This is a genomic window from Methylobacterium sp., from assembly GCF_028290105.1.
Taxonomy (GTDB): Bacteria; Pseudomonadota; Alphaproteobacteria; order Rhizobiales; family Beijerinckiaceae; genus Methylobacterium.
The window spans coordinates 30,717-49,030 of record NZ_JAQGKL010000098.1 but is presented as its reverse complement, the minus strand read 5'-3'; the positions used below and the strand labels follow the sequence as shown (position 1 = coordinate 49,030).

General features: G+C 69.7%; 21 protein-coding genes. 10 read left to right on the top strand and 11 right to left on the bottom strand.

Features of this window, described 5'->3' with window-relative positions; translation table 11 throughout:
- The first annotated feature begins 44 nt into the window (after positions 1 to 44).
- Complete coding sequence (locus tag JWQ05_RS07695; protein ID WP_299657040.1) at positions 45 to 206, top strand: hypothetical protein; 162 nt, start codon at positions 45 to 47, stop codon at positions 204 to 206.
- A 13-nt stretch (positions 207 to 219) separates the two neighbouring features.
- On the opposite strand, the gene JWQ05_RS07690 is transcribed toward JWQ05_RS07695, so the two are convergent.
- On the bottom strand, positions 220 to 1,344 hold the full coding sequence (locus tag JWQ05_RS07690; RefSeq protein WP_299657037.1) for a cytochrome c peroxidase: 1,125 nt from the start codon (positions 1,342 to 1,344) through the stop codon (positions 220 to 222).
- A gap of 196 nt (positions 1,345 to 1,540) precedes the next feature.
- Between JWQ05_RS07690 and JWQ05_RS07685 the strand changes: the two genes are divergently transcribed.
- The gene (locus JWQ05_RS07685; protein ID WP_299657034.1) at positions 1,541 to 2,581 is read left to right on the top strand and encodes a glutamine synthetase beta-grasp domain-containing protein; all 1,041 of its coding nucleotides are present in this window, start codon (positions 1,541 to 1,543) and stop codon (positions 2,579 to 2,581) included.
- Between the two features lie 115 nt (positions 2,582 to 2,696).
- Here the strand turns inward: JWQ05_RS07685 and JWQ05_RS07680 are convergent, their stop codons facing one another.
- Positions 2,697 to 3,626 carry a glutaminase gene (locus JWQ05_RS07680; RefSeq protein ID WP_299657131.1) on the bottom strand — a complete coding sequence of 310 codons (930 nt, stop codon included), beginning with the start codon at positions 3,624 to 3,626 and terminating at the stop codon, positions 2,697 to 2,699.
- Positions 3,627 to 4,018: 392 nt separating this feature from the next.
- Here JWQ05_RS07680 and JWQ05_RS07675 point away from each other — a divergent pair, with 392 nt between their 5' ends.
- Both JWQ05_RS07675 and JWQ05_RS07670 read left to right on the top strand, forming a co-directional pair.
- Positions 4,019 to 4,294, top strand: a complete 276-nt coding sequence (locus JWQ05_RS07675; protein WP_299657031.1) for a NepR family anti-sigma factor — start codon at positions 4,019 to 4,021, stop codon at positions 4,292 to 4,294.
- Positions 4,291 to 4,884: a sigma-70 family RNA polymerase sigma factor gene (locus JWQ05_RS07670; protein ID WP_299657028.1), complete on the top strand. Its 594-nt coding sequence runs from the start codon at positions 4,291 to 4,293 to the stop codon at positions 4,882 to 4,884. Before JWQ05_RS07675 ends, JWQ05_RS07670 begins: the two co-directional genes overlap by 4 nt.
- A 9-nt stretch (positions 4,885 to 4,893) precedes the next feature.
- Here the strand turns inward: JWQ05_RS07670 and JWQ05_RS07665 are convergent, their stop codons facing one another.
- A complete protein-coding gene (locus tag JWQ05_RS07665) occupies positions 4,894 to 5,160 on the bottom strand; it encodes a hypothetical protein (protein WP_299657025.1) in 267 nt (88 codons plus the stop codon).
- 544 nt (positions 5,161 to 5,704) lie between these two features.
- On the opposite strand from JWQ05_RS07665, the gene JWQ05_RS07660 reads away from it, so the two are divergent.
- Positions 5,705 to 7,849: a helicase-related protein gene (locus tag JWQ05_RS07660; protein ID WP_299657022.1), complete on the top strand. Its 2,145-nt coding sequence runs from the start codon at positions 5,705 to 5,707 to the stop codon at positions 7,847 to 7,849.
- Between the two features lie 100 nt (positions 7,850 to 7,949).
- Here JWQ05_RS07660 and JWQ05_RS07655 read toward each other — a convergent pair whose 3' ends face one another.
- Positions 7,950 to 8,321 carry an SWIB/MDM2 domain-containing protein gene (locus JWQ05_RS07655; protein WP_299657019.1) on the bottom strand — a complete coding sequence of 124 codons (372 nt, stop codon included), beginning with the start codon at positions 8,319 to 8,321 and terminating at the stop codon, positions 7,950 to 7,952.
- A 645-nt stretch (positions 8,322 to 8,966) separates the two neighbouring features.
- Here JWQ05_RS07655 and JWQ05_RS07650 point away from each other — a divergent pair.
- Complete coding sequence (locus JWQ05_RS07650; protein ID WP_299657016.1) at positions 8,967 to 9,092, top strand: hypothetical protein; 126 nt, start codon at positions 8,967 to 8,969, stop codon at positions 9,090 to 9,092.
- Between the two features lie 224 nt (positions 9,093 to 9,316).
- Positions 9,317 to 9,676 carry a hypothetical protein gene (locus tag JWQ05_RS07645; protein ID WP_299657013.1) on the top strand — a complete coding sequence of 120 codons (360 nt, stop codon included), beginning with the start codon at positions 9,317 to 9,319 and terminating at the stop codon, positions 9,674 to 9,676.
- Here the strand turns inward: JWQ05_RS07645 and JWQ05_RS07640 are convergent.
- The gene (locus JWQ05_RS07640; protein WP_299657010.1) at positions 9,666 to 11,015 is read right to left on the bottom strand and encodes an MFS transporter; all 1,350 of its coding nucleotides are present in this window, start codon (positions 11,013 to 11,015) and stop codon (positions 9,666 to 9,668) included. The genes JWQ05_RS07645 and JWQ05_RS07640 overlap by 11 nt on opposite strands.
- Before the next feature lie 49 nt (positions 11,016 to 11,064).
- Entirely contained in the window at positions 11,065 to 12,219 is a 1,155-nt protein-coding gene (locus JWQ05_RS07635; protein WP_299657007.1) for a helix-turn-helix domain-containing protein, read from the bottom strand.
- 215 nt (positions 12,220 to 12,434) lie between these two features.
- Here JWQ05_RS07635 and JWQ05_RS07630 point away from each other — a divergent pair, with 215 nt between their 5' ends.
- Entirely contained in the window at positions 12,435 to 12,653 is a 219-nt protein-coding gene (locus JWQ05_RS07630; protein ID WP_299657005.1) for a hypothetical protein, read from the top strand.
- On the top strand, positions 12,650 to 13,396 hold the full coding sequence (locus tag JWQ05_RS07625; RefSeq protein WP_299657003.1) for a hypothetical protein: 747 nt from the start codon (positions 12,650 to 12,652) through the stop codon (positions 13,394 to 13,396). Before JWQ05_RS07630 ends, JWQ05_RS07625 begins: the two co-directional genes overlap by 4 nt.
- Positions 13,397 to 13,430: 34 nt before the next feature.
- On the opposite strand, the gene JWQ05_RS07620 is transcribed toward JWQ05_RS07625, so the two are convergent.
- The 4 genes from JWQ05_RS07620 to JWQ05_RS07605 all read right to left on the bottom strand — a co-directional run bounded on the left by JWQ05_RS07620 (position 13,431) and on the right by JWQ05_RS07605 (position 15,480).
- Entirely contained in the window at positions 13,431 to 14,000 is a 570-nt protein-coding gene (locus JWQ05_RS07620; RefSeq protein WP_299657000.1) for a peptidase S14, read from the bottom strand.
- 103 nt (positions 14,001 to 14,103) lie between these two features.
- Positions 14,104 to 14,838, bottom strand: coding sequence for a Crp/Fnr family transcriptional regulator (locus tag JWQ05_RS07615; protein ID WP_299656998.1), 735 nt, complete (start codon positions 14,836 to 14,838; stop codon positions 14,104 to 14,106).
- Positions 14,839 to 14,886: 48 nt separating this feature from the next.
- Complete coding sequence (locus JWQ05_RS07610; protein WP_299656995.1) at positions 14,887 to 15,159, bottom strand: hypothetical protein; 273 nt, start codon at positions 15,157 to 15,159, stop codon at positions 14,887 to 14,889.
- Between the two features lie 75 nt (positions 15,160 to 15,234).
- Positions 15,235 to 15,480 (bottom strand): hypothetical protein, encoded by a 246-nt coding sequence (locus JWQ05_RS07605; RefSeq protein WP_299656992.1) that lies wholly within the window; start codon positions 15,478 to 15,480, stop codon positions 15,235 to 15,237.
- 151 nt (positions 15,481 to 15,631) lie between these two features.
- On the opposite strand from JWQ05_RS07605, the gene JWQ05_RS07600 reads away from it, so the two are divergent.
- On the top strand, positions 15,632 to 16,345 hold the full coding sequence (locus JWQ05_RS07600; protein ID WP_299656989.1) for a YoaK family protein: 714 nt from the start codon (positions 15,632 to 15,634) through the stop codon (positions 16,343 to 16,345).
- Positions 16,346 to 16,348: 3 nt separating this feature from the next.
- Here JWQ05_RS07600 and JWQ05_RS07595 read toward each other — a convergent pair whose 3' ends face one another.
- On the bottom strand, positions 16,349 to 18,301 hold the full coding sequence (locus JWQ05_RS07595; protein ID WP_299656986.1) for a hypothetical protein: 1,953 nt from the start codon (positions 18,299 to 18,301) through the stop codon (positions 16,349 to 16,351).
- Between the last annotated feature and the right edge of the window lie 13 nt (positions 18,302 to 18,314).

Here is an 18,314-nt window from a genome sequence, read left to right as displayed (position 1 = left end):
AGGGTAGGACAACCGCACTGGAAGCGTCCCACCCGAGCGGCCCGATGATCGCCACCCTGAGTCTGTCGAGCCTGATGGTGGGAACGGGCCTGTCCTACGCGGCGACGCGGACCTCGGGCTCGGCCGAGTCCTTCGAGCTGTGGTCCGGACGGCTGCTGCTGGCGGGCCTCGGCCTTCTGGGAGCCAGCCTTCCCCTGTTCCGCTAAAGCGCGGCGCCCCTCAGTTGAGGCGCGGCTGACCCGCGACGTCGGCGGTGAGCGTCTTCAGGAAGGCGACGAGGTCGCGCTTCTCGGCCTCCGTGAGGCCCAAGGGTTTGATGGACGGAGACCGGCTCGGCCGGTCGATTCCCCCGCGATCGTAGAGGTCGATGACGTCCTCCAGGGTGGCTCGCGAGCCGTCGTGCATGTAGGGGCCGCGCTCCGCGACGTCCCGCAGGGTCGGGGTCTTGAAGGCGTAGCGCAGCTGCTCCGAGTTCTTGAAGGCGACGGCCCGGCCGATGTCGTCGCCGGTGCCCACCCCGATGTCCTGAAAGGACCCGTCGGTGAAGGTCCAGCCGGAATGGCAGGCGGCGCACTGGCCCTTGCCGTTGAACACCGCGAACCCCGCCTTGGCGCGGGCGTCGATGGCCGTCTCGTCGCCCAGGACCCAGCGGTCGAAGGGGGACTGGCCCGAGACGATGGAGCGCTGGAAGGTAGCGAGCGCGAGTTCGATCGTCCGGCGGCTGATCGCGGCATCCATGCCCGCATTCTTGCTGGCGTCCTTGCCGGCCCCCTGGCCGCCCCCCTGGCCGGCCTCGACCCGCTCGGGGAAGGCGGCCGAGAAGGCACGACGGTAATCGGGGTCGCTCTTCAGGCGCTCGATCAGCACGCGCTCCGGCAGGTTCATCGCGCTCGGGCTGGTGATCGGCGTGAAAGCCACATCCTCCAGGTCGTCGAACTTTCCATCCCATCCCAGGATGGGGATCTGAGCGACGTCGAGGAGGGTGGGGGTCCGCACCTTCATGATGGCGCCGGTCTCGCCGACGCCGCGCGGACGCCCGTCGCTCCACGACTGCGACGGGACGTGGCAGCTGGCGCAGCTCATGGTTCCGGCGCCGGACAGGATCGGGTCGAAGAACAGGCGCTGGCCGAGTTCGGCCTTGGCCGGGCTGTAGGGATTCTCGGCCGGATAGGAATTCTCGTCGACGCGCCGATAGGCGTCCCGCAGGGCCAGGATCTCGGCCGGCGTGGTGTCGGCTACCCCGTGTCCCGGCTCACCTGCCCTGAGCGGGTCGAAACCGATTCCAGCGGACGCGACGGCGAGCAGGGCAGCGCCGGCGAGCGCGCTGCTGATCTGTCTGCGCATCGCGATCTCCTGATCCAACCAGCGCTAGTACGAACGCGTTAATGAAATCTCACGCCGAGGCCGGATGCCGTTATGCCGCAGTCCGGCGCCGGCGGGTTCTGGCGCGATCATTGCTTAGGCGCCTCACGCCAGCGATGGCTGCGAATCCCGTTGGGTGTTCTCGGATTTCGCATCGCTTCAGGACGAGAGGCTCGGAATGACGAAATACAAGCTCGAGTATATCTGGCTCGACGGATACACTCCGGTGCCGAACCTTCGCGGCAAGACCCAGATCAAGGAATTCGACGGCTTCCCCACCCTCGAGCAGCTTCCGCTTTGGGGCTTCGACGGCAGCTCGACCCTGCAGGCCGAGGGCGGAAGCTCCGACTGCATGCTCAAGCCCGTGCGCCACGTTCCGGATTCCACCCGCAAGAACGGCGTGCTCGTGCTCTGCGAAGTCATGATGCCGGACGGCGTCACCCCGCACGCCTCCAACAAGCGCGCCACCATCCTCGACGACGACGGTGCCTGGTTCGGCTTCGAGCAGGAGTACTTCTTCTACAAGGACGGCCGCCCGCTCGGCTTCCCCACCGCCGGCTACCCCGCTCCGCAGGGCCCGTATTACTGCGGCGTCGGCTACAAGGAAGTCGGCTCGATCGCCCGCAAGATCGTCGAGGAGCACCTCGACCTGTGCCTCGACGCCGGCATCAACCACGAGGGCATCAACGCCGAGGTGGCCAAGGGCCAGTGGGAATTCCAGATCTTCGGCAAGGGCTCCAAGAAGGCCGCCGACGAGATGTGGCTCGCCCGCTACCTGCTCCAGCGCCTGTGCGAGAGCTACGAGATCGACGTCGAGTACCATTGCAAGCCGCTGGGTGCGACCGACTGGAACGGCTCGGGCATGCACGCGAACTTCTCGACCGAGCACCTGCGGACCGTGGGCGGCAAGGCCTATTTCGAGTCCCTCATGGCGGCCTTCAAGGAGAACCTCGAGGACCACATCGCCGTGTACGGCCCCGACAACCACATGCGCCTGACGGGCAAGCACGAGACCGCGGCCATCGACCAGTTCAGCTACGGTGTGGCCGATCGCGGCGCCTCGATCCGCGTGCCGCACAGCTTCGTCAACAACGAGTACAAGGGCTACCTGGAAGACCGCCGCCCCAACAGCCAGGGGGACCCCTACCAGATCGCCTCGCAGATCCTGAAGACGATCGCCTCGGTGCCGACCGCCACCGATCAGCAGGCTGCCGCCTAAGTTTTAGGCGCAACCGTCGGGCATTTTGCCTGTTTTTTGATCGAAGCCTGCCGCGCTCGTCGCGGCAGGCTTTTCTTTTGTGCCCGGTGGATAGGCAATGCATCGCTCAGTGCGTTCACGCCCCGAAGATCGACCAGCCGAGGCGTTTCGTGAGCATCTCGAGGGCGATCCGCCCGAGATGCGAGTTGCCGGAGGCGTCGAGGCCCGGGGACCAGACCGCGATCGAGGCCTTGCCCGGCGCGATCGCCAGGATGCCGCCGCCGACACCGCTCTTGCCCGGCAGGCCGACCCGGTAGGCGAATTCCCCGGAGCCATCGTAATGCCCGCAGGTCAGCATCACGGCGTTGATGCGGCGCGCCCGCTCGGGCGAGACCACCGAGTGGCCGGTGGCCGGATTTCGCCCGGAATGGGCGAGGAAGCACCCGGCCTGGGCGAGCTGCCGGCAGGACATGCTGATGGCGCAGTGGTGGAAGTAGACGCCGAGGGTGAAATCGACCGGGTTGTCGAGCACCCCGAAGGATTTCATGTAATTGGCGAGCGCCACGTTGCGAAAGCCCGTGCGCAGCTCGGAGGCCGCCACCGCCTCGTCGATGGTGATCGCCGGATCCTGCGCCAGGAACTGCAGGAAGCGCAGGATCTCGCCCAGCGCCTCGCGCGGCTGGTGCCCCGACAGGATCAGGTCGGTGACCGCGATGGCGCCGGCATTGATGAAGGGGTTGCGCGGGATGCCGCGCTCGCGCTCCAGCTGGACGATGGAGTTGAAGGGGCTGCCCGAGGGCTCGCGGCCCACCCGGCGCCAGAGCCGGTCCCCCGCCATGCCGAGCGCCAGGGTCAGGGTGAACACCTTCGAGATGCTCTGGATCGAGAAGGGCGCCTCGCTGTCGCCACCGGCCGCCACGTGCCCGTCCGCGTCGATCACCACCAGTCCGAAGGCGCCCGCATCCACCCGGGCAAGCTCCGGAATGTAGGTCGCCACCTCGCCCCGGTCCGATCGGTCCCGCATCTCGTCGGCGATCTCGCGGACGACGCGGTCGAGATCCGGCACGGGTGAAATCATCGGCACGGCTTTTCGTAAGGGGAGTCGGACAAGGTCTGGGTCCCGGCCGCAAGCGGCGGGCCACGCCGCATCTGGCACGCCGCGCGGCCCGCCGACAGGGGGATTTCCCGGCGCGACCCGCGCAGCGGACCCACTCCATATTGTTCAGCTTAGCGACAGGACAGGCAGACTATAAGTCTTGCAATGGCCACGCTTAGAACCGGTCTCGTTTTGTATCTCATCGTTTCTGAACCGGCGGCGCCGATTTTCAGTCATCATTCGTAGCTTAAAGCCGGATGAATGCTTCTTTCAGAGCTCGTTAAATCGCTCGTCGCTAGCACGACCGGCGAAATGACGGCGCTCCGGTCTCTCCGGCCCCGGCCGTCGAGCGATGAGCAGCAATGAGCATTGACCCGAGCGTCCCGAACCTGAGCGCCGATCCCGGCGAGATCCCGCCCGCCGTCCCGGCCTCCGTCGTGCTGGGGCTGGCGCAGGCCACGGCGCGGTCCGCGCTGGAACGGGAGCCTCCCGTGGGCATCACCCGCGAGTCGCGCCGGCGGATCGGACGCAACCTGCGCCTTCTCTACGACGAGGTGCTGAACCAGCCGCTGCCCGACCGCTTCGATGCGCTTCTCGCCGATCTGGCTGCCCGGACCGAGACGGGAGGCCCCGCATGACGAACGCGATCCATGCCCCGGTTCATGCCCCGATCGGCACGCCGAGCGGTGCCGACGACGAGATGCGCACACTCCTGCTCGGCGCGATCCCGGCCCTGCGCGCCTTCGCGTTCTCGCTGACCTACGATCTCGATCGCAGCGACGATCTCGTCCAGGACACCCTGGTGCGCGCCTGGACCAAGGCCGACAGCTTCACCCGGGGGACCAACCTCACGGCGTGGCTGTTCACGATCCTGCGCAACCTGTTCTATTCGGAGCAGCGCAAGCGCAAGCGCGAGGTCGAGGATGCCGACGGGGCCCTCGCCGGACGCCTGACGAGCCTGCCCGAGCAGGAGATCCGCCTGGAGATGCGCGAGTTCCAGGAGGCCCTGGACGGGTTGCCGTTCAGCCAGCGCGAGGCCTTGGTGCTCGTCGGCGCCCAGAACTTCACCTACGAGGAGGCGGCGGATATCTGCGGCGTCGCGGTGGGGACCATGAAGAGCCGGGTCAGCCGCGCCCGCGGCCGCCTCATCGAGACCCTCGGCATGAACGGCACCGACGATATCGGCGCCGATTCGGTGACGCGGGCGGCACTCGGCGCGCCGCCCTGAGAGCATGCGTCAGTCCAGGATGGTGCGCACCGCGCGGGCGATCTCGGCCGGCGCGGCCTCGCTGCGGTCTCCCAGGAGGCGGCGGCCGGAGGCGATCACCTGGAGCGCCTCGCGGCTGCTGCCCTCGCGCAACGCCACCGCCTCGAGGTCGCGCAGGTACTCGATGACGCCCGCCCGCGCCTTGCCGTCCCGGGCGAGAACCGGCTCGACCCGGCTCGTGACATGATGCGCCACGGAGGCCCAGAACGCGCCCGGTCCGGCGGAATTCTCGTGCATCATGTTGCTCCCTGGGCTGTGACTGTGATGTTTCGACGTCGGGGGCCTTTCGGCGTCGGATCGGCGATCCCGCGCCGTCCATCCCCAGCATTCCGGCCTGCTCGCTACACATTGCCGACCCGCTCTGCTTCGCCCTGTTAGCAGGCGAAAAGGAAGCTGTTAAATAACGTGGATCAATCGACGCACTTTAACCAACCTCCGATTGTCGGAGCGAGGGATCTCACCTTTCGGTGAACGCGTCTATGTCGTTTTTTGCTGTGCGGACCCGCAGGAACACGAGGCACTCGGCCTCGGTTTCCGTCGCGGATCGAGAGGTGCCGATGCCGTGGGACGAGGCTTCCGTCCTCCGATCGCAGCACCCGGACGGGCGATGAGCCGGCGGGCGGCCGGGGACCCGGCGCTTTGCTGGGGGCAACCGGCCTGGGAACGGCCGAACCGGCGCTGCGCTGATCCGGGCCGTTGCTTTTTAGCCCGCCTGCCGCACACCCTGACGTCACCACGGTTGTCCGTCCGTGGCGAATGACGCCCCCACGATGAGAGGCCCATGGCCCGCAAGCGCGTGCGACCGACGAGCGAGATCCTGCTGGAGGCGGCCATGCGCCTGGGCCTGCCGCCCCGCAGCGTCGAGGTGGATGCCCTGCGGCTGCATCTCGGCCTGCCGGAACTCGGCGGCTTCGTCGAGGATGCGGTGGTGGCGAAAGCCCTGCGCGAGTTGAAGGCGCGTCGCGCCTTTGCGGAAGGCGGGGTGGTCAGCCTGAAGAAGGCGGTTCCGGCCCTGCGTGCCGCCGTGATGCGGGACGGCAGCATCACCTGGACCATCCGGTCCACGATCCCGATCCTCGATGGCGGGCGCCTGGATCTGCGGGTCGACGCCGCCCCCGAGACCGGGATCGCCGGCATCCTTGCGGGGATGGCCCACCGCAACGATCCGACCTGGCGCCTCGACGAATTGCGCGCCGGCGTCGCCGAGACCACGATCCGCACGGCCAAGTCCCTACGCCGGGCGGTGGAACGCCTGCGCGATCAGGTGGCGGAGGACCTGCGCGAGGTCGGTGCCGATGCGGTCACCTATATCGACCACCTCGACCGGTCCCTGCGCTCGCGGGCCTTCCTGCTCTCGCCCAATCTCAACCAGTCCCTCACCGACACCCTGAAGGGGGTGCGCGCCAGGGCCCGCACCGTGGCGCGCGAGGATTCGCGCCTGCGCCGCCTGCGCGACCAGGTCGGCTTCGGCGCCTATATCGAGAAGTTCACCGCCGCGCGGGGCCTTGGCCGCCGCATCATCTTCCACATGGGGCCGACGAATTCCGGCAAGACCTACGCGGCGCTCGAGATGCTGCGGGCGGCCGCCACGGGCACCTACCTCGCACCCCTGCGCCTTCTCGCCCTGGAGAATTACGAGGCGCTCGTCGAGCGCGGCCTGCGCGCCGGCATGGTCACCGGCGAGGAGACCCTCGGCGACCTGAATCCGACCCACACGGCGCGCACCATCGAGACCGCCGACCTGAGCCGGCCCGTCGAGGTCGCCGTCATCGACGAGATCCAGATGATCGCCGACCCGGACCGGGGCTGGGCCTGGACCAACGCCCTGTTCGGGGTGGCTGCCCGCACCGTGGTGGTCTGCGGCTCGGACGATGCCCTGGCGGCCGTGCGCCGGGCGGCGGAGGCCGCCAACGAATCCCTGGAGGTGATCACCTTCGTGCGCAAGACGCCGCTGGTGCTGCAGGAGACGCCCGTCCCCCTTGAGAAGGTGACGCCCGGCGACGCCGTGGTGGCGTTCTCGCGCCGGGCCGTCCACGAGAACCGCGAGACCCTGGTGGCGGCGGGACACCGGGTGGCGACGATCTACGGCGCGCTCTCGCCGGAGGTGCGTCGCGCCGAAGCCGCCCGCTTCCGTGCCGGCGAGGCCGACGTCCTCGTCACCACCGACGCCATCGGCATGGGGCTCAACCTCGGGCCGCTCAAGCGCATCGTCTTCTCGGCGGTGCGCAAGTGGGACGGCGTCGGCGAGCGGGCGCTGACCAATTCCGAGATCCGCCAGATCGCCGGCCGCGCCGGCCGCTTCGGGCACCAGGACGAGGGCTACGTCGCCGCCGTGGATGAGACTGGCCTGGAGCCGATTCGCGCGGCCCTCGCGGGCGCTCCCACGGCGCCGGCCGCCGACACGCGCTTCTTCGTGCGGCCCGACCTGATCGCGATCAACTCGGTGGCCGAGGAGATGCGCACCGACAGCCTGCGCGAGGTCCTGGCGCATTTCGCCCGCGCCACCTTCTACGCCGGCTCGCCGTTCCAGCCCTCCGCCCTGGAGGAGATCCTGGAAATCGCCCGCGTGGTGGACAAGGCGCGGTTGCCGATCGCGGAGAAATTCGCGTTCTCGGTCTGCCCCGTCGACCGGCGCGATCCGGTCTCCCTCGGCATGCTGGAACGCTGGACGCAGGCGCGGGCGGGCGGCATCACGGTCCCGGCCCTGCGCGCGAATCTGGCGGGCGAACTCGTCTATCAGGAACGGACGGTGAAGCTCGCCAGCGCCTATCTCTGGCTGTCCCGGCGCTTTCCCGAGACCTTCGACGACGCGGACGCCATGCGGGAGATGCGCTCCCGCGCCAATGGGGCCATCGAACGCCACCTGCAGGAGACGGCGACGCGAAAGGTCGAGCGTCGGACGCGGCGAGCGGGCGGCGGGGTCTGACCCGCGATCTGGGTTGAATGCCGGGGCCGGTCGGCCAAGGGGAGGGAGAACCCCTCCCCGACGCCGATCCGGGTGTTTTCGTCGAAGCCGAAGGCCGTGTTCAGGCCGACTTCAGGTGCGCTGCCAGGTGCTTGTTCATCTCGAACATGGTGCACTTGTCCTTGCCAAAGACCTTCTTCAGCTTGTCGTCGGCGAGGATCTCTCGCTTGTTCTCGGGGTTCTGGAGCTCGTGCTTCTTGATGTATTCCCAGACCTTGCTCACGACCTCGCCGCGCGGCAGGGCAGCATCGCCGACGACGGCGGCGAGTTCGGGCGAAGGCTTCAGCGGCTGCTGCAGCGCGTTCGGCTTGGCGCCCTCGCCCTTCGGCGCGGCGACCTTCTTGCCCTTGGCGGCGGCGGCCGGCTTCTCGGCAGCCTTGTCGGCGGCCTTGGGCGCTGCCTTCTCCGCAGTCTTGGTGGTGCTCTTTGCCATGGCATTGTCCTCCGGATGTCGACGGTGAGCGCCGGTACGCCCACGGCCTGTGGCCTCGCAGCGCATAGCTGCAACAACTAAGCGGTGCCGCGAGCGTTCCAAGGGAAATCCGTCGAGATTGCGGCCGTCATCCACAGGCGCGGAGGTCAGCGCGGGCCGCCCGCCGCTTCGGACAGAGACGACTCTCGTTCGACTTGCACGAAACCTTGGTCTCCCCCGCCTTGTACTTCGGCAAATCCCCCGCATCGCAGCGAGCTGAGGTTCCGCCGCGGCACGGCCCTAAAGCCTTGATGGCGAAAGGCTTTGCGCGTTCGAGCTTCACGCGATGGCCTACGCCGTTGAAGGACGCCGTGGTCCGGAACGTTGCTTTCGGCCTCCGCTGCCCCTGTTTGGTGCCAAAGCCTCGATGGGTCGCTCGTGCCGCAATCGTGCCGACCGAAGTTTACGCGCGCTGAGGGAAAAACGCAGTTTGTTCGAGGTGAGACCCCGACGGACTCGGATTTCGCAGGCGGGCGGGCCTCCGATCCGCTCGCCGCTCGATCGCGGCTGAGGCCATGGCGGCCGGCCCTCGCGGCGCTCGATTTCGGGACGCGGGTGAGCCCGGCACGTCACCAAATCTTAAGCCCGATCGGATCAACCGACGTCATGATCCTCATCGCATTCACACTGTCGCTGTGCGCGGCCGCCGCTCTGATTGTCGGGCTCGGTGCCGTGGTGTCGGTCGAGACCCCGGCGGGCTCCACCTTTCGTGGCGATGTGGGCCTGATCTGACGCCCACCCGTCGCGCGATATCGAAGGGTCGTCACGGCAGTCCAGCGACGTGACGACCGGCGCACACACGCGCGAAGTCCCCTGTTGCGTTGCGCGGATCTGCGACCTTGGCTCCGACCGCGTGCGCAACCTCATGTCCCGGACCGGAAACCTCGAAACCGCTTTGTGTTGCCGTTTTGTTCCTGTGCGAAGGGATGGAAATCGGGCATACTGCGTTCATGCGAATGACCGCCGCCTGCGCATTTCTGTCGATCGTCCTCGCCGCTCCGGGCGCGAATGCGCAGCCGTCTTCGCGGTCGCCCGGTGACCTCGCGGCCCTGGAGCGTGACTGGCACGACTGCGTGCGGGAGGCCTTCCGGCACCAGCCCATGGCCCAGAGTCGGGCGGCCTCCCAGCGCAGCGCCCTCGACATGTGTCAGGCCGGCGAGGATGCCTACGTGGCCGCTGCGATGCGCGCCGATGCCGGGGCCACGGATCGCGGCACTCGCCGGGGTCTGACCGATCGGGCCAGGGCCTGGGTGTCCTCGATGGCCGCCGAGGTCATCGATCCGGTCTCGTCCTGGTTCGACGCACTCAGGCGCTGAGTCTCGACGCCGGAACGCGGACGGCTTCCGGCGTCCTTGGGGACCGGGGAGCCGCGCGGCGCGCGGCGCGGACCGCGCACAGGATCCCCGGTCCGCCGACGAGCAGGAACAGCGTGATTAGCGCCCGGCCGAGTTGGTCGGCACCGTAGACGGTGTCCGCGAGGAGCCCGAGCAGCGGAGGGCCGGTGCCGGAGGCCGTCAGGGTGACGGCCGCGATGAAGAGCGCGCTGACCCGCCCGCGCAGCGCGATGGGCGTCAGCCACTGCACGCCGGACAGGGCCGCCGGCGCCGTGAAGCCGAGAATCGCCGTGAGCAGGGTGAAGCCGGCAAGAGACATCGCCCGATCCGGCACGATGGTCATGACGATGACGGCCGGCAGAGCGAGCACGAGGCCGAGGCCGAGCATCCACGAAGCCGCAGGCCGCCGTCGGCGCGGGTCGATGCGGTCGAGGATCAGGCCCGCGGCCACATGGCCGAGGGGACCACCGATCAGCAGCAGCAGCCCGAGGGTGATGCCGCTCTCGGCGGGGCTCATGCCGTGGCTGCGGACGTAGAAGGTCGGCCCCCAGGCGGCCAAGGTCCGTCCCATCAGGACGGCGGCGGCGGAGGCGGCGAAGTGCGGCAGGTAGATGCTCCGGCGGCGCACCATCCAGGCGAAGGCGGTCCCGAGCCTGGCCCGGGCGAGCGGCGGCGTCGCGGGCAGGCGCACGGACGCCGCAAACAGCAGGAGCAGGAGATTGGGCAGGCAGGCCAGGACGAAGAGCGCGCGCCAGGGGGGCAGCCCCCCCAACCCCGGGAACCACAGGCCGCCGCGCGCCACCAGCCAGGCCAGCAAAGCGCCGCCGGAGACGAGGGCGAAGGATTGCCCGAGGCTTCCGGCGGCCGTGAACAACGAGACCGCGAGGGCCATTCGCCCCCGGCCGGAATGATGGGCGATCAGCGAAAGGGCAGCCGGGGCGACGCCGGCCTGGCCCAGACCGAGGGCGAGGCGGGCGAGGAACAGGGCCGCGAAGGAGCCCGCCAGCCCGAAGCCGAAGGTCGCCAGCGTCCAGACCGCGATGCTCACCAGGAGGATCGCGCGCTGGTGGCCGCGATCGGCGAGCGTACCGAGGAGCGGCATCGTCAGCGCGTAGAGCAGCACGAAGGCCGAGCCCAGCAGGAGACCGAGTTGGGCATCGCTCAGGGCCAGCGCCTGCTTTGCCGGCGTGGTCACCAGGGTGATCAGGAACCGGTCGCTCCCGGCCGAGAGTTGCGCTCCCGTCAGGAGAAGCACCAGCGGCCAGGTGCGCCTGCCCATACGCTGCGGATCGACCGGCCCCACCGCGTCCGGGGCCGTCACGCGAGGGACGGCTCGGGACGCGTGCCTGAGCAACGACCCGGGGCCGCCATCAATACAGCTCGCAGAGCCATTCCCCGAGGACCGTCGCAGGGCTTTGATCCTTGCGTGCCTCGTTGCGACGCCGGTTCAGGTCAGTTCGGAACTGTCCCGGTGGCCGGCCGAACGCGTCCCGGAAGGTCCGGTTGAAATGATGCTCGCTGGTGAAGCCGTAGGCATAGGCCAGCGTCGCAATCGATCGCGTCTCGCCCTGACGCCGCAAGGCATGGCGGACGCGTTCCAGGCGCCGTTGCCGCACGAACCGGGCGACGCCGCCATCGGGCGCGAAGGTGCGATAGAGGATGCTGCGCGACACGGCGATGGCGGCCGCGATGGAGTTCGCGTTCAGGTCCTGCTCGCCGAGATGCGCCTCGATATGGGCCTCGGCCTGCCGCCGCCGCGCCAGATCCCCGTTGAGATCGTGGGCTCCTGCCCAGACCACCGCCTCGACCGGCGGAGCTTGCCCACGCAGGACCGCCGCCAGCAGCATGCCGACCACCGTGCTGGAATGACCGCCAACGTTCGCATCGAGCGTGGGCGAGCGCCGCGTCAGGGCAATGAGGAAATCGGCCAGGAGGCCCCCGATGGCTTCCGGCAGGATCGTCCCGTGAAACGCCCGGATGTCGGGCACCAGAGGCTCGATCAGGTCGCGGGCCACGGGTGCGGAGATCACGTTGACGTCGTAGGATCGGCTTTGCTGCGGCAGGCTGTTGTCGAGGACGAGGATCTCGCCCGGTTGCATCCGGCGTTCGTGGCCTGGCGGACCGGCGCGCATCTCGCCGGCCAGCAGGAGATGGAGCGTGATATGGTCGAAGGCGTCCCGCCGGACGCGCGTGGGATTCCGACTGTGCTGGAGGCCGTTCAGGCTGCGCTTGAACAGGATCATCCGCTCGAAGCGATAGGCCTGTACCTCGGCATGGAAGACGTCCCCCACGCGCGCTACGTCCGCGCCGGTCGCGTACAGGTCGTGATACGCTCCAAAGCCAAGCCCAGGATCGAGCCGCCGGGTGGAAAAGGTGATCGACGGAAGCGACACGGTCGGGGGCCCCGGGGCGCCAGGTGTGGCGAATGCGGTCAGGCTCGGGAGAGGGCGACCCGCAAAATCGATGCAAATCAAGCATCGAACGTTACCCTTGTTAATTGGTTCCTTGGCCCGGCCACAACTCACGGGCCCGTGATGATGAGATCCGAGGTCGGACGACGCCCTGTGAGCGGACGCTGCGCAGGCCCCGTGCCTGTGCCATCCACGCGGCAACACGAGTAAGCCTCGAGCCTTGCGGTCTCCGCCTGAAAGGCTCGAGCCCCCATGCCGCAACGCCTCGGTAACCGTTGCGCTTTAGGCCTTGGGAACCGCGTTCCCGCAAAACCCCCGCGATCGGCACGATGACACGAGACCAGTTGGCCGCCGAACTCCTCCGCATTTCCAAGCTGCAGCTCAGCGACATCACCCGCGCCGTGAAGAATGGCGAGAAGTCCATCGCACTCAATGAGGTGGTGGATCTCGCCCGGCGCCTGAACCGGCTCGCCGACGCGGTGGCGGGCCGGCCGGCGCAAGCCCTCCCCGCTTCCGGTCCCGACGCCAGCGCCCACGCCGAGGCGTGAGCGCGGCATCGGAGTGGCGCGCCGAGCGCAACGTCGCGGCGCTGGCCCGCCTGGAGCGGGCGCTTCCGGGCGTCTTTCCGGGCGCCGTCCTGCAGCACGCCCTGGCCCGCCCGCTGATCCCGCCGACGCCGCGCCTCGCGGTCGAGAGCTACTGGCGGGCCCATCTCCTGCGCGCCGATCGCCTCGCCCGGGCGCTGGCCACGCGCTCGGGCCATCCCGAGGGCTGGACCTGGCGCCTGGGCACCGTCAAGGATTCCGGACTCGCGGCGACGTTCCGGCTGCCGCCCTCCCCGTTTCGCGAGCCAGGCCATGCGCGCGGCAAGGGGCATTGCTGCATCTGCGGGCAGCCGGTCTACCGCTTCGGCTGGCACCGGGACCTCTGGGGCGCGGGCATCCCCAACAAGAACGCGCGCTGGCACGCCGCCTGTGTCACCGCCTGGAAGCTGTGGGTGGCCCCGAGCGATCAGGTGAAGGTGCTGAAAGCCCATCAGCGCCATCGCTGCGCGGCCTCGGGCAAGCGCCTGTTCAAGACCGCCGAGGTGGATCACCGGGTGCCGCTCTACCGCGTCTGGCGCGAGCACCGGGACGCGCCCTGGCCGACCCTCCTGGGCTTCTGGGGGGCGCCGAACCTGCAGGTCGTCAATCGCGTGGTCCACGTGGAGAAGTGCGGGATCGAGGCGGGCGAGCGGGCGCTCAGCCGGCGCGGCGCGCGCGCCGAGCCCGAGCAGGGTTCCCAGAGCTGAGCGGACGAACGGGGCTCAAGGTCGGTCCGGGCCCTTACAGCACGCCCTCGATCAGGCCGAGTTCCTGCGCCTCCACGGCCTCGATGTACCAGTTCTCGGGCGCGCGCCGGAGAACCTCCTCGAGGCTCACGCGCGACCCTTGGACGAGGTTGCCGAAACCCTCGTTCTGGATCTCGATGGAGCACTCGATCTCGTGCAGGGCGGCCTTGACGGAGGCGATGCAGGTGGTCAGCGGGCCGTTGAGCTCCACCGTCTTGGCGAGCTTGCGCTCGTGGACCATCAGGCGCGTGCCCCGGGTGAGGTAGCGGTTCGGGCGGGCAAAGAAGCTCATGAGGGTGGTCCCGGCCGAGTAGATCGCGGCCTTGCCGAGGAAGACGAAGCGGCGATCGGGCGACATCTCGGTGTTGAAGCGGATGTCCTCCCCCATCATGCGCGCCACCTCCGGATCGCCCCCGAGGGTCGTCAGTTCGACGACCACGAGATCCCGCTCGGCCGCCGCATCGAGCTGGCGCCGGAAGTCCCGGTACATGTCCTGGTCGACGGACCCGGAGAGCAGGATGGCGGGCGTGCCGAAGGCGGACGCGGGCAAGGCTGACGTATCCATCGCTGACTCCCGGCGGCCGGACATGGCGGCCGTTTCCACGTGAACCCGGATGCGCGCGAAAGGATCGCCGGCGCGGAACTTATCCGCTGCCGACCCCGGATTCCTAGGCGGCCGACGAGCGCGCGAGGCCGGCGCGCAGCGGCCCGATGAGCTGCTCGTAGGCCGCCTCGGCCGGGCCGTAGCTGTCGCCCGCGTGCGCGCAGAGCCGGGTCCGGTCGAGCACCGTGATCCGTCCGCGCCGCGCCCGGATCATGCCGTGCCCTTCGAGCGCCTGGATCGCCAGGGTGACGCCCGAGCGCTGCGTCCCCAGCATCAAGGACAGGAATTCGTGGGTCAGCGCGAACTCGTCGCCACCGAGGCGGTCATGGGCCATCAGCAGCCAGCGCGCGAGGCGCTCCTCGATGGAATAGGCGCCGTTCGAGAGGGCCGTCTGCGACAGGGTCATGATGACGAAATGGACGTAGCGCAGCAGCACGGCGCGCAGGCCCGGCAGGGTCTCGAACGCGACGCGCAGGCGCGCAGCCTCGATGCGCAGCCAGGGTCCACCGGCCTGGACCAGGATCTCGTGTGGGGCCTCGTCGGATCCGAGGAACGTGGCCGTGCTGACCATGCCTTCGAAGCCGAAGCAGCCGACCTCCAGGCGACGGCTCCCGCGCGCCGTCGCGATGTTCGAGGACAGCCCGGCCTCCGGGAAGTAGGCGAATTCCAGGCGGTCGCCCGCCTGGACGAGGCGCTCGCCCTTGGAGACCGCGATGCGGGTGAAGTGCGGCAGGAGTTGCGTGCGCTCTTCCCCCGGAATGGCCCGGAGCAGGAGGTTGCCGGTGTCGGCGATGCTCATGCGCGTCCGCCCCGGTCGATGGCGTTCACCGCCGGCTTACCGGGGCGATCAATAGGGATGGCCGTAATAGGGCTGCCGGCTCGGACGGTACCGGTCCCGCACCGGGCGTTCGCGGCGGCCCTCGTAGGCGCCGAGATAGGGGTCGAGTTCGGGCGCGCGGTAATTGCCGTTGTTGACGCCCGCGGAGCGATCGTTGCCGCTCAGCGCGGAATAGGGCGACAGGCCATCGCCGCTGCTGCCGCCGCCGCGTGCCAGGGCAGCGCCGGACAGGCCGACGAACAGTGCCGCCGCGAGTGTGCTGCGAATGAGCGATGTTGACATGGAAACCTCCTGCGATGAGGGAAGCGACCCTTGGTCCGGTCGCCTCCGGTGGATGGGGATGCGGTGGTTGCCGGGCTAGCGCTCGGCCTGCAGGCTCTTGAGGAAGCGGCGGGCCACGTCGCGGACGGCCTCGTCGTCGCGGGTGCCGTCGTCGGCCTTGTCCCAAAGGTGATCGAGGCTGGATTCCAGGATCGCCAGCAGATCCGGGTTTTCCCGGGCAAGGAACCGGATCGTTCCGAACAGCAGGTGCTCGATCGCGAGTTCGCGGTGGCGGGCCTGTGCGAGGGCGGCGGTGGTCGTGTCGGCTGCGGCGTTGGTCATGACGACACAACGATCGGCCCCGCCGGCGGTTCATGTCCGTCTGCAACAGCCGCACGCTTTCGCACCGGCTGCGACATCGAGCGCTTTCGCTTCCGAATACTTTGCGCCAGAGAAGCCGCCACTCCGCGTTCCGTCCACCGGGCAGACCAAGATGGCACAGACACGAAGCTCGGACGCGCGCGACGCGGGACCAGCCGCCTTCGACACGGATCTCTTCGCCGGCACGGGTCTCGCCTTCGTGGCGGGCTTCGTCGACGCGGCGGCCTTCATCGCGCTCGCCGGCCTGTTCACCGCGCATGTGACGGGCAATTTCGTGCTGATCGGGGCCGAACTCGTCACGACCTCGTCCGGCGTCGTCGCCAAGCTCCTGGCCCTGCCGGCCTTCGTGCTGGCGGTGGCGGGAACGCGCCTGTTGGCGCTGGCGCTGGAGCGACGCGGCAGGGCGCCCTTGCGCTGGCTGCTGGGTCTCGAAGTCCTGCTGCTCGCCGGGTTCTGCCTCGCCGGCCTCGCGTGTCGGCCGCTCGGCTCGCCCGACGGCGTCGCGGCGGTCTCGGTCGGCATGCTGGGGGTGGCGGCGATGGGGGTGCAGAACGCCATCGGCCGCCTCGGCCTGCCGCATCTGGCCGCCACCACGGTGATGACCGTCAACGTCACCCAGGCGGTGATCGATCTCGTCGACTGGGCACGCGGGACAGTCGCGCCGGACGGGCCCGCCCGCACCCGGATGCGCCGGATGCTGCCGGCGGTGCTCGCCTTCGCGGTCGGCGCGCTGGCGGGTGCCTTCGGGGTCGCGGCCTGGTCGTTCGGGTGCCTCGCGATCCCCATCGCGGCGCTCTGCGCCCTGATCGTCCTGCTGCGGCCCTGAACCTCAGGGGCGGCAGGCCAGCAGCCCGTAGGCGACGATGCGCTGCCAGGCGATCCCCTCGGCCAGATCGATGGATTTCGTCAGCGGCGCCGGCAGGGGAAAGGTCCCGACGCTTCCAGACAGAGTCTGCCCTTCGCGCAGGGGCACCACGATCCAGGCCGGAGCATCCGGATCGGCGCAGAGGTCGGCGATCGTCCCAGCCGGCGGAGCGTCGAGGCGCCGGGGGCCGGCCGGGTGGAAGGGCGCGCGGTCGATCTCGGAGGCGAGTCCCCCCGCGATCAGGCGGTTCATGCGCTCGGACCAAGCGGCCGCGAGGGGCCGCGAGAACACGATGCTGGCGCCCTGCAGGTTGGTGATCCAGTTCGCGCGTCCGAGGACGAGCCAAGCCTCCGCCTCGCCGTCGAGCCAGAGCACCTCGCCCGGCCGGGACGCGACCGCCGCGGCGAGGTCGGGCAGCGCGACGCGGCGCTCGATCTGGCGCGCCGTCGCGGAGCGCTCGTCCCAGAACGTCGCGAGGGCGAGGACGAGGGCGAGCGCGGCGAAGACCCGCGACGCGACATGCCGGGAAGCCCGAGTCCAGGCGAGCCCGGCGAGGATCGCCAGGGGCAGCACCACGGAGAAGTTCCGGATCGTACCGAGCCCGGCTTGTGCCCCCTCCGCGCGACGGGCCAGCAGCCAGGCCAGCGCCGAGACCTCGACGGCCATCCGGCCCGCGACGAGCAGGCCGACCAGCACCCCGCCGAACAGCATCACCCGTGAGGTGGGGGTGATGCGGCCCGGGCGCAGGAGCGCATGGGCGGCAAGCGCCAGGCCGGCTGCCCCCGCCGCGATGACGAGGTCGTCCGAAAACACCCATCCGAGTGCCAGCAGGGCCAGGGTGATCCGCTCGCCCGGCGTGCCCCGCCAGAAAGCGGCCGCGCAAAGCCCGAAGGCGGCGGCCCCGACGACGGCGGTGAGCCAGAGGAAACGCCAGGGCTGAAGCTGCACGATGAGGAGCGATGGCCAGGAATCGCCGAACAGGGCCGAGACGGCAGCACCGAGACCGCCCGCCAGGAGCGCGGCGGCGAGGACGCGCCGCGCCGCCGGCGCCAGCCGGGAGCCGGCGACGAGGATCGACGCGCCTTGCACCAGAAGCGGAGTCCAGGCGGTCGCCGGCCAGAAGGAGGGAAACAATTCGGCGCAGCGCAGGCGCAGGATGGCCGAGAATTCGGGATCGAGCCCGGTGAGCAGGCGGTCGAACAGCGGCACTCCGAGGGCGGCGGCGGCAAGCGTCCCGATCGGCAGCGCCGCCAGGGCCGCCAGCCAGCGGCGATCCGATGCCACGAGGACGAGGGCGAGCACGGCGAGTCCCGCCAGCCCCATGATCGGGTGGACGAGGCATGCGAGGATCGCCAGGCCGCCGCAGAGCCGCACGCGGCGAGCGAGGTAGGCGGCCAGGCTCCCGAGGACGGCGGCCTCCGCGAGCGTCCGGGGCGTGGCCAGTGCCTCGCCCACCCGGAACACGCCCGGATAGCCGTAGCAGGCCGGCAGGACCACCAGAGCGGCGAGGACGATCCAGCGCCCGCGTCCGGCGGCAAGGCTGGCCGCCAGCGCGTAGGCCCCGCAGAACCAGGCGCCCATTCCGAGCAGGCTCAGGGCGAGGGCCGCATCGGCGGGCCCGAGACTCGCGACGAGCCAGCGCAGGATGAGGGGGAACAGGCTGAAGCGCGACTGCCCGTCATGGACGAACATGAGGTCGCGCCCGATCCCAGCCGGGTCGAGGTCCGCCAGCGCCCGCCCGACATAGAGGCGCGCATCCCCGAAGATGCCCCGATAGGGATGCATCAGCAGGAGCAGCCCCGCGGCTCCCAGGCCCAGCCAGAGCTTGCCCTGGGAGCCGGCGACACCCTCGCTCGCGGCGGCCGAGGGGATTTCAGGCAGGCGCGAAGCCTGCACGGGCGATCCCGCCTGCGCCATCGCGTCCTCCCCT

Excerpts from the sequence above, each read along its gene's own strand:
- JWQ05_RS07695 (WP_299657040.1), top strand. The coding sequence starts at position 45 with ATGATCGCCACCCTGAGTCTGTCGAGCCTGATGGTGGGAACGGGCCTG.
- JWQ05_RS07690 (WP_299657037.1), bottom strand. The coding sequence starts at position 1,344 with ATGCGCAGACAGATCAGCAGCGCGCTCGCCGGCGCTGCCCTGCTCGCC.
- JWQ05_RS07685 (WP_299657034.1), top strand. The coding sequence starts at position 1,541 with ATGACGAAATACAAGCTCGAGTATATCTGGCTCGACGGATACACTCCG.
- JWQ05_RS07675 (WP_299657031.1), top strand. The coding sequence starts at position 4,019 with ATGAGCATTGACCCGAGCGTCCCGAACCTGAGCGCCGATCCCGGCGAG.
- JWQ05_RS07670 (WP_299657028.1), top strand. The coding sequence starts at position 4,291 with ATGACGAACGCGATCCATGCCCCGGTTCATGCCCCGATCGGCACGCCG.
- JWQ05_RS07665 (WP_299657025.1), bottom strand. The coding sequence starts at position 5,160 with ATGCACGAGAATTCCGCCGGACCGGGCGCGTTCTGGGCCTCCGTGGCG.
- JWQ05_RS07660 (WP_299657022.1), top strand. The coding sequence starts at position 5,705 with ATGGCCCGCAAGCGCGTGCGACCGACGAGCGAGATCCTGCTGGAGGCG.
- JWQ05_RS07655 (WP_299657019.1), bottom strand. The coding sequence starts at position 8,321 with ATGGCAAAGAGCACCACCAAGACTGCGGAGAAGGCAGCGCCCAAGGCC.
- JWQ05_RS07650 (WP_299657016.1), top strand. The coding sequence starts at position 8,967 with ATGATCCTCATCGCATTCACACTGTCGCTGTGCGCGGCCGCCGCTCTG.
- JWQ05_RS07645 (WP_299657013.1), top strand. The coding sequence starts at position 9,317 with ATGACCGCCGCCTGCGCATTTCTGTCGATCGTCCTCGCCGCTCCGGGC.
- JWQ05_RS07630 (WP_299657005.1), top strand. The coding sequence starts at position 12,435 with ATGACACGAGACCAGTTGGCCGCCGAACTCCTCCGCATTTCCAAGCTG.
- JWQ05_RS07620 (WP_299657000.1), bottom strand. The coding sequence starts at position 14,000 with ATGGATACGTCAGCCTTGCCCGCGTCCGCCTTCGGCACGCCCGCCATC.
- JWQ05_RS07615 (WP_299656998.1), bottom strand. The coding sequence starts at position 14,838 with ATGAGCATCGCCGACACCGGCAACCTCCTGCTCCGGGCCATTCCGGGG.
- JWQ05_RS07610 (WP_299656995.1), bottom strand. The coding sequence starts at position 15,159 with ATGTCAACATCGCTCATTCGCAGCACACTCGCGGCGGCACTGTTCGTC.
- JWQ05_RS07605 (WP_299656992.1), bottom strand. The coding sequence starts at position 15,480 with ATGACCAACGCCGCAGCCGACACGACCACCGCCGCCCTCGCACAGGCC.
- JWQ05_RS07600 (WP_299656989.1), top strand. The coding sequence starts at position 15,632 with ATGGCACAGACACGAAGCTCGGACGCGCGCGACGCGGGACCAGCCGCC.
- JWQ05_RS07595 (WP_299656986.1), bottom strand. The coding sequence starts at position 18,301 with ATGGCGCAGGCGGGATCGCCCGTGCAGGCTTCGCGCCTGCCTGAAATC.